The 8792-nt window shown below is 70.9% G+C and carries 8 protein-coding genes and 1 pseudogene; 2 read left to right on the top strand and 7 right to left on the bottom strand.

Annotated elements, in window-relative coordinates; all coding sequences use genetic code 11:
* Positions 1-156 precede the first annotated feature (156 nt).
* Entirely contained in the window at positions 157-1014 is an 858-nt protein-coding gene (locus tag OHB00_RS48830; protein WP_406445218.1) for a BTAD domain-containing putative transcriptional regulator, read from the bottom strand.
* A 654-nt stretch (positions 1015-1668) separates the two neighbouring features.
* Here OHB00_RS48830 and OHB00_RS48825 point away from each other — a divergent pair.
* Positions 1669-2940, top strand: coding sequence for an FAD-dependent oxidoreductase (locus OHB00_RS48825; protein WP_406445216.1), 1272 nt, complete (start codon positions 1669-1671; stop codon positions 2938-2940).
* A 29-nt stretch (positions 2941-2969) separates the two neighbouring features.
* Here OHB00_RS48825 and OHB00_RS48820 read toward each other — a convergent pair.
* The 5 genes and pseudogenes from OHB00_RS48820 to OHB00_RS48800 form a co-directional block, all read right to left on the bottom strand.
* A pseudogene (locus OHB00_RS48820) lies at positions 2970-3419 on the bottom strand (AfsR/SARP family transcriptional regulator); the annotation flags it as partial.
* A 72-nt stretch (positions 3420-3491) separates the two neighbouring features.
* On the bottom strand, positions 3492-4148 hold the full coding sequence (locus OHB00_RS48815) for a ScbR family autoregulator-binding transcription factor (RefSeq protein ID WP_406445214.1): 657 nt from the start codon (positions 4146-4148) through the stop codon (positions 3492-3494).
* 220 nt (positions 4149-4368) lie between these two features.
* Complete coding sequence (locus OHB00_RS48810; RefSeq protein WP_406445212.1) at positions 4369-5034, bottom strand: ScbR family autoregulator-binding transcription factor; 666 nt, start codon at positions 5032-5034, stop codon at positions 4369-4371.
* Positions 5035-5176: 142 nt separating this feature from the next.
* Positions 5177-5950, bottom strand: coding sequence for an SDR family NAD(P)-dependent oxidoreductase (locus tag OHB00_RS48805; RefSeq protein ID WP_406445210.1), 774 nt, complete (start codon positions 5948-5950; stop codon positions 5177-5179).
* Positions 5947-6678: an HAD family phosphatase gene (locus OHB00_RS48800; protein ID WP_406445208.1), complete on the bottom strand. Its 732-nt coding sequence runs from the start codon at positions 6676-6678 to the stop codon at positions 5947-5949. Before OHB00_RS48800 ends, OHB00_RS48805 begins: the two co-directional genes overlap by 4 nt.
* A gap of 395 nt (positions 6679-7073) precedes the next feature.
* On the opposite strand from OHB00_RS48800, the gene OHB00_RS48795 reads away from it, so the two are divergent.
* Positions 7074-8030, top strand: coding sequence for a ScbA/BarX family gamma-butyrolactone biosynthesis protein (locus OHB00_RS48795; RefSeq protein WP_406445206.1), 957 nt, complete (start codon positions 7074-7076; stop codon positions 8028-8030).
* Between the two features lie 75 nt (positions 8031-8105).
* Here the strand turns inward: OHB00_RS48795 and OHB00_RS48790 are convergent, their stop codons facing one another.
* The gene (locus OHB00_RS48790; RefSeq protein WP_406445204.1) at positions 8106-8654 is read right to left on the bottom strand and encodes a lamin tail domain-containing protein; all 549 of its coding nucleotides are present in this window, start codon (positions 8652-8654) and stop codon (positions 8106-8108) included.
* Positions 8655-8792: the final 138 nt, after the last annotated feature.

Below are 8792 nucleotides of genomic sequence, written 5' to 3'. Positions count from 1 at the left end.
CAGCAAGTTGTAAGTGCACTGTGAAAGCACGAGCAAGATCTCTTGTGAATGCCGGAAGCAACCCTTTGCCCGGAGAGGGAACAACCCACAGGTTCGCAACCGTTCGTTCACTCCCGACTCGACTGCCGGACATCCCGTGGGCCGGTGTGTGGAGATTCAGGGAACGCGGGCCAGCCCGCCGCCCGGTGCCGGTGCGGCCAGGTCGTCGTGGTGCGATGGCGTACCGGGGTTCTCGACGGTGGCCGTGAGGATGGACTGCTGGAGGCGGCGCAGGCGCACCGACGGCTCCAGTCCCAGGTCCCTGACGAGGAGGGTGCGCAGCTGCTGGTAGACGAGGAGGGCCTCACCGCGTCGGCCCGAGCGGTAGAGGGCCAGCATGAACTGCGCGTGCAGGTTCTCGTGGGAGCGGTAGCGGCTGGTCAGGACGGTGAGTTCGGCGAGCAGTTCGCGGTGCCGGCCGAGCCGCAGGTCGGCCTCGATGCGCATGTCCAGTGCGCAGAGCCTGCTCTCCTCCAGCCGACGCGCCTCCATGCCCAGGTGGGCTCCGGTGGGTACGTCGGCGAAGGGCGGGCCGGTCCACAGGTCCAGCGCCTGGCGCAGGGTGCCGGAGGCACCCGCGAAGTTCCCGTCGTCCATGGCGCGACAGCCCTGTTCGCTCAGCCGCTCGAACTCCCGGATGTCGCTGCCGCCGCCTTCGGCGGCGAGCAGATAACCACCCGGCAGGGTCGCCAGCACGTCCTTCGCGGACCGGGTGTCCACGTGCCCGGCACCCGCGCCCCGGCGCAGCGCCGTCGCGATGAGCTCCCTGAGCTGGAGCACATAGGTCTGCAGAGTGGTGCGGGCACTGCGCGGTGGGGTGCCCGCCCAGACTTCCTCGATCAGGGTCGGGACGGACACCACCTGGTCGGCGCGCAGCGCCAGCAGGGCCAGTACCTGGCGGGGCTTCGGTGCGGTCGGGGCGATGGAGACCCCGTTCTCCCTCACGTTCAGTGCGCCCAGCAGCCCGATGTCCACACGCGTCTCCCGGTTCCTCTCATCTGACACTTCGCCAGTCAGTAGAAAACAGCACGAGCGGTCTGTCAACAGGCCCATGGCTAGAGCGTTGCTAACGAATCCCCGGAGAACGGCCGCAGGACCGCGCGCCACCCCTGCCGATCACCGAAGCAGCAGTACACAGCAGCTTTTTCGGAGGCCGACGGGGTGGTTCACGGTGTTCCGGCCCGCTGGAATCGGTCAGTACATCAGGCGGGATCTCACCCCAGGAAGCCCCTGCAAAGAGACCGTCCGGTCGGTTATTTGACTGCCGCTCAGGTCCGGTGTCCCGGCCGCGGGTGCCCACGGGAACAGCGAGGAGCACGATGCCGAGCGCCAGCACCGCCAGTCCGCACCAGGAGACGCCCGGCAGGCGCTCCCGCCGGCCGACCGTTCCTGTCAGTTCATGATCGTCGGCATGCGTCCGCCGCACGTCAATGACATGGCCGGCGTCACTTGTCGTATGGTTCGACCAAGTTTTGGCCAACGTGCGTCGATATCGTTTCTCGGCACCCGCCCGTGGGACAGACTCACCCGCGGAGGGGGGACGAGCACGGCCGTTTCACGCCGGACGTGCCATCCCGCAGTGTCGCGCCGCCCAGGGGAAAGGCGGCGAGCAGACCAGCGGAGGAATGCATGACGCAGTCGCTTCCGGGGCAGCGCCCTGCCCAGGAGCAGGCGTTCACCGGCCACGGGCGGCCACCCGTCGTCGTGATCGGCGCCGGACCGTACGGACTGTCGGTGGCCGCCCACTTGCGGGCGGCGGGGACGCCGGTGCGGGTCTTCGGTGACGTGATGGGCAGTTGGCGGCACGCCATGGCCACCGGGATGTACCTGAAATCGACGCCGGCCGCGACCGACCTGTCGGCGCCGGAGCCCGGCGGTCGGCTGGCCGATTTCCGGCGCGAGCACGGCGAGCCGGAACTGACCGAGCTGACGCCGATCCCGTGCGACGTCTTCGTACGGTACGGGCAGTGGTTCCAGAAGCGGTACGTCGGTGAGGTCGAGCCGGCCCGGGTGACGGCGGTCGAGCGCCCGGACTCCGGGCCCGGCTTCGTCGTCGGGCTGGACGACGGAAAGGAGATGGCGGCCTCGGCCGTCGTGGTGGCGACCGGCCTGAACGGGCTCGCCCATGTCCCTGACGAGTTGCGGCAGCTGGCCCCCGAGGGTCCGGGCCCCCGGGCGCGCGTGTCGCACACCAGCCACCACACGGATCTGTCCGTGTACGCGGGACGGCGGGTGGCCGTCATCGGTGGTGGGCAGTCCGCGCTGGAGAGTGCCGCGTTGCTGCACGAGGCCGGCGCCCAGACGCAGGTCCTGGTGCGTGAGCGGACGGTGCTGTGGGGCATGACGCCCGACCTGGCGCGGCCCTGGACGCAGCGGGTGGCCAAGCCGGCCTCGCCGCTCGGCACAGGATGGATCCTGGCCGGGGTCTGCGCGTCACCCGGCAGTGTGCGCCGGCTGCCCGCGGCGGCCCGGCTGCTGCTGTTCCGGCGCGCGCTCGGCCCCTCGGGCGGCTGGTGGCTGCGGGACCGGGTGGAGGGTGTCGTACCCGTGCACACCTCGCGCCGGGTCACGGCTGCCGCGGTCCATGGGCCGGAGGTGCGGCTGGATGTCGCCGGCCCCGGGAGCGAGCACGAGTCCCTCGCCGTCGACCATGTGCTGGCGGCCACCGGCTACCGGCTGGATCTGGACGCGCTGCCCTTCCTGTCCCCCACGATGCGGCGCACCGTGGCCTGCGTGCCCGGCTCCAAGGCGCCCGCGCTGCGGGGGACGTTCGAGTCGTCGGTGCGCGGCCTGTACTTCACCGGTTCGCTCGCGGCGCCGATGTTCGGGCCGATGATGCGGTTCGTGGCGGGCACCGAGTTCGCCGCCGTCCGCATCGCCCGGCACATCGCGGCCACCTGAGGAAACCGTCGGCCGGTCAGGCGGGCCCGTCAGCCGATGCCGGCGAGCGGGTCCGCCGCGCCGGGCGCCGGTGTCGTCGGGGCCGCCAGCACCGACTGCCGTATTCCGCCCAGCGCGGCCGAGGGTTCCAGGCCTTGGTCGCGCACTAGGGTGGTGGACAGTCGCCGGTAGGCGTCCAGGGCGTCGCTCCGGCGGCCCGAGCGGTGCAGGGCGAGCATCAGCCGGCCGCACAGACTCTCGTGGGTGGGGTGCCGGGCGGCCGGCACGGTGAGGTCGGGGATCAGCTCGCGATGCCGGCCGAGCCGCAGGCCGGTCTCGATGCGCTGGTCCAGCGCGCACAGCCGGCTCTCCTCCAGGCCCCGGATCCGGGTGCGCGGATACTCCCCCGCGGGGACGTCGGCCAGGGCCGGCCCCCGCCACAGCTCCGGCGCGGCGCGCGACAGCCGGGCGGCCCCGCGCCGGTCCGCCTCCCTGGCCCCTGCTCGTCCACCACCGCGGGTGGTGCGGAGCGGCTCCGGGGCCCCCGATTCACAAACGGCGCGGACGGTTTGTCAAACCGGACTCCGGCCGGTCTGCGCCGCCTTGGCCAGAGGCCAGGAGTCGGAGAGCGCCACGTCGGCGAACTGGTCACCGCGCGCCGCGAGTTGGGGCAGCACCAGGGACCAGAACTGCTCGACGTGCCGGGGAGCGATCCGGTCGCGGTCCTGCACACCCAGCACCTCGAAGCCGACCGTCGCGGCGACTATCACCGCGGCCACCCGGTCCGGTGACACCCCGTCGGCCAGTTCCCCCGCACGCTGCGCCCGCAGAAGTTCTTCGCACACCCAGGCACGCCACCAGCAGCCGAACCCCATGCCGTTCTTGCGGGAGGGATCGACACTCAGTTTGAAGCCGGCCCGGACCACGACATCGGCGGCGACCGAGACCAGGACCTCCCGGGTGACCGTGACCAGCAGGTGCAGCGCGGAGGCGGCCGACGGCCGCCGGTCGGCGACCAGTTGCTCGACGGACTGCCGGGCCGCGCTCTCCACCTCGATCGCGAGGGCGTCCTTGCTGGGAAAGTGGAAGTGCAGCGCTCCGGCGCTCACTCCCGCCCGTCGGCTGATCGCGGGCAGCGAGGACATCGCGTACCCGTCGGCGGCGAAGATCTCGGCGGCGGCGAGAACGAGGGCCTGGCGGGTTCGGGCCGCCCGGAGCTGCTTGACCATCGCGTCCCCTTGTCGATCCGGGCGAATCCGGAATTGGACGGTCCGATTCCCCCTGGGCCTGCAACATTCCGATTCGAGAACCTTAGCAAACAGCATGATTGGTAGGTTTGCCGACGGTCGAGCCCGACCGGGCGGCGCGAACGGCCCTCGCACGCCACGCAGGAGCACGGTCTCCGGTACGGGCGTGACAAACCAGGCAGACGGTTTGGTCCGAGGCTGGTCAGGCCTCGGTGGCCACGAGCGTTTCCCGCCGGTGACGCTCGACTTCCTCCACGACCCGGGCGCCCCGGTCGGGCGCGGTGTCCAGCCGGATCAGCGCCGCGGGAGTGGCTATGGCCGGCAGTACGTGGTTGTAGAGGACCGAGATGCGGTCGTTGAGGTCGGTCCAGTCGGAGACCACCTCTGACATGAACTGGGTCCCGATCCAGGCCCCGAGGAAACATTCGGCGGTCTCGCGCGGGGTGACGTGCGGCAGCACCTCACCGCGCTCCTTGGCCTCCACGAGCTTGTCCGTCACCAGCTGGGTCCAGGCGGGCCAGGCACTGCCGAACAGGGAGCGCCCCTGGAGGTCGGCGGAGAGCCGTATGCCGGCGAGGAGAATGACCTCCTTGGGGATCCGGTGGGCCAGCGTCATGCCGATGTCCACCCACTCCTGGAGCTTCAGCTCGCGCGGCACCCAGTAGTCGTCGCTGATCTGGGCGTTGATGACGCCCCGCGCGAGAGCTTCCTTGGAGTCGAAGTGGAAGTAGAGGGCGCCCTTGGTGACTCCGGCCCGCTCAAGGATCTCGGCGATCGTCGCCGCCGTGTAGCCGCGCTCGGCGAAGACCGCCGCGGCGGCCTCGACAACAGCGCGTCGGGTCCGGATCGCACGCTCCTGACGCGCCATGGGGACCCCTCCTCGGTCAAAACAAAACCGGACGTGACGTACCTTACCCCAAACGGGGGTCGGTATTTCGGTCGCACAGCACCGATTCCCGGTCGCTCCCGCGCCGGAGCCGGAGCAGCCGGCGCGGGGCCCGCGGGGCAGTTCACCAGGCGGTGCGTCCGCCGTCCACGGTAAGTGTGGCACCCGTGACGAAGCTCGCCTTGTCACCGCACAGCCAGGCGGCGGCCTCCGCGACCTCCTCCGGGTCGGCGGCACGGGCCTGCGGGGCGGAACGGTAGGCGCGCGCCTCGTTCTCGGGCGACCTGGCGAACCAGTCGTCGATCATCTCGGAGCGGGTCAGGCCGGGGGCGATGGCGTTCACACGGATGTGGTGCGGGGCGTACTCGACGGCGGCGGCCTTGGTCAGTCCGATCACCGCGTGCTTGGAGGCGATGTAGGGGGCGGCGGTCGAGGAGGCGACCAGGCCGCCCACGCTGCTGGTGTTGACGATCGAGCCGCCCCCGCCCGCCAGCATCGCGGTGATCTCGTGCCGCAGGCAGTTCCACACGCCCCGCACGTTGGTCTCGGTGACCCGGTCGTAGTCGGTGTCGTCGATGAGGTGCATCGGCGTCTTCGGAAGGGCGACGCCCGCGTTGTTGAAGGCGGCGTCGAGGCGGCCGTACCGCTCGACGGTGAACTCGACGGTCCGCCGCACCTCTTCGGTGTCGCGCACGTCCAGGGTGCGATGGCTCGCCTCGGCACCCTGGGCACGCAGTTCGCCGGCGAGTTCGCGCAGCCTGTCCTCGCGGCGGGCGGTGAGGACGACGGTGGCGCCCTGCCGGGCGAACACCCGGGCCGCGGCGGCCCCGATGCCGCTGCTGGCGCCGGTGATGAGCGCGACCCGGCCCGCGAGCGCGCTCCCCTCCCCCGCGGTCACCTGACCCCCTCACGCGTACCGGAGAGGGCGTCGGCGTTCCGCCAGACGGTGCCGAGCCCGGCCTCGCGGTCGAGGGTGCGCAGGCGCTCCTCGTCGATCTCGGCGAGGCCGCCGACCAGGTGCCGGACGCCGAGTTCCCGCATCAGCTCGCGCTGGAAGCCGTGTTCGAAGGTACTGGGGTGACCGACGAAGGGCACGTCCAGTTCCTTGGCATGGCCGGCGAAGCGGGCGACGTCGTCGACGAAGAGGGCCTGGTGGTAGTCGAGGCCGAAGCGGTCCCGGACGATCTCCCGGATGCCGGGGCGGAAATCGTCGGTGCAGATGTAGTGCGGTGGGGTGAACAGGTGTTCCCAGGCGCCGAGATGCCGGCGGAAGTGGTCCTCGTCGAGGCCGCCGTAGCAGATGACGTCCAGGCCCAGGGCGCGCAGCAGGTGCAGGAGTTCCCCGGCACCGTCGAGGATGTGGACGGGGTGGTCACGCAGGTGCTGCTCGCGCTCGGCGAAGTAGTCGGCGATGGCCTCCTGTTCACTCACCCCGGCGCCGGTCTCCTCCAGCAGCACCCTCGCGGCCGCGAGCCGGGACTGCGAGAAGAGCCGCTGCTCCAGCTCCCGGGTGTACGCGCCGCCGTACTTGAGGACGAGGCGGTACAGGACGGGACTGAAACTGTCGTTGAGCAGGACGCCGTCGATGTTGACGGCGGCGAGGCGCAGGGTGCGCAGTGGTTCCATCGGGTCTCCCTCTCGCAGGCCGTTCGACAATCATGCAGGGGCTGTCGAGGCCGAGCGGCGCCCGGGCGCCGCGTCAGGAGGCGCTGGTCCCGGGGAACTTGGCCAAAAGAGACCGCCGGACAGGTTTCTTCGCGGGTGATCCCGGCATCGGACCCATCGACAGCAAGCCGTCGACATCTGCCGCTTAGTCCGTTTTTCGCCGTGCGTTCGGCGCGGTTGAGCGCAAAAATACTTGGCCAAACCACTACCGAGCGGAGTCATGCATGGATCGAGTCGAACCACGCTTGGTGAATCCTTTACCTGGTGGCCGACCCGAGAAAACCGGTAGGTCCGTATCTTATAGGCGTCGAACAGAGCTTCAAGCCAACGAAGAGCTTTCCGACGGGGGGTCATCGATGAGTCTGTCCGCCAGCGAGATCGGAGTCGGTCTGCCCGTACTGCCTCGGCTGACCACGACGGTCCCCAAGGAGTACGTCCACCGCGCGTCCCTCGCCGAGGTGTTCCTCACCGGTTGTACCGCCCAGGACGACGGACTGCGGTTCTCCCTCACCGGGCAGTGGCCCCGCGCCCACACGTTCTTCAACAGCGCCGACGGTTCGAGGCATGACCCGCTCCAGGCCGCAGAGACGTTTCGGCAGGCCGGCATGTTCGTGACGCACGCGGAACACGGGGTTCCGCTCGGCCATCACTTCGTGCTGTGGTCGCTCAGCTGCCACACCGATCTGGACCGGCTGCGGATCGCCTCCCGTCCCACCGACTTCGAACTCGACGTGGCCTGCCCGGACTCGGCACCGCGCGGCCGGGCCTCGGCGCGCCGGATGGGCATCGGGTTCGTCCTGCGTCGGGACGGGCTGACCGTGGCCCACGGGGAGGGGCGGTACTCCATCGTCACACCACCTGTCTACGCCCGGCTGCGCGCCAACCGGCCCGGAAGGCAAGGGGCTTCGGCCGGCCCCGCCGTCACGGCCGACCCGATGCCACCGGCGGCGGTGGGCCGCACCTCTTCCGCCGACGTGGTGCTGACGGCCACGGACGCACCCGGCCGCTGGCTGCTCACCCCTGACCTGGACCACCCGATCCTGTTCGACCACGGCGGCGACCACCTGCCCGGCATGGTCCTGATGGAGGGCGCGCGGCAGGCCGCCTGCGCCCGGCTGGCGCCACGAACGCTGATCCCGGCGAGCACGTCCACGTCGTTCAACCGCTACGTCGAACTCGACAGTCCCTGCTGGATCGACGTCACGGGGGTGACGGCCCGGGGCGACGGCACGGCGACCGTCGACGTCGTCGGTGTGCAGGACGACGAGATCGTCTTCACGTCCACGGTGAACGGGCCGGTCGTCCAGAGCTGACACGGGGGTTCTGCTCTGGCACGCATCCGCCGCCAAGCCCCCCTCGAACGGGCCTGGCGGCGGATGTCTCACGTGTCAGCGACGGTGACCGAAGGCGTGCCGGTCGTCCGCGTCACGGTGCCCGAAGGCACGCCGGCCGTCCGCGTCACGCCGGTGATGCAGGCCCCAGGAGGCGGAGTCGACGTAGCGCCCGTGGTCGTTGCGCAGGGTGGCGGTGTCGGCGTCGCGGTTCCACACGGAGGACCGGCGGTCCTGGTAGAGGTCCGACATGGTGTCCCGGCCCTCCCCGGTGTGGACGCGGACCATGGCGCCGCCCGCCAGCCGGTAGTGACGGAAGGTGTAGCTGTGACCGTCGGCGTCCGACAGCGTCCAGCCACTGAGGTTCACGTCCCGGTGTGAGGTGTTGCTGACGTCCACCCACTCCCGGTTCAGGGCACGGGCGGAGAAGGCTGCCCGGCCTTGCAGGTCGTGCCGTACGGCGCTGATGACGACGGCGTCGCGGTGCGACACCCCGGGGTGCGTAGCGGCCGCCGCGGCCGGCAGGGCCGTGACACCCAGCAGAGCGGCCGCCACGGCGGCGGTGGAGCCGAGACGGCGGGTGGTCGCGGATGCGGAAACGGACACGTGGTCCCCCTTCACGGGGTTCGAGCACACTCCAGCCGCATGCGGCACGAAGCCGCAGGCCACAAGGGGTGTGTGGGGCGAGGTGGCGGCCGGTCGGCCGCGCATCCACACCCTGCGCCCCGACCGGGCGACCTACGC

The sequence above is a fragment of the Streptomyces sp. NBC_00631 genome (genome assembly GCF_045206895.1).
Taxonomy (GTDB): domain Bacteria; phylum Actinomycetota; class Actinomycetes; order Streptomycetales; family Streptomycetaceae; genus Streptomyces.
Note: the sequence above shows the minus strand (reverse complement) of the source record. Positions and strands in the feature narration are given on the sequence as shown.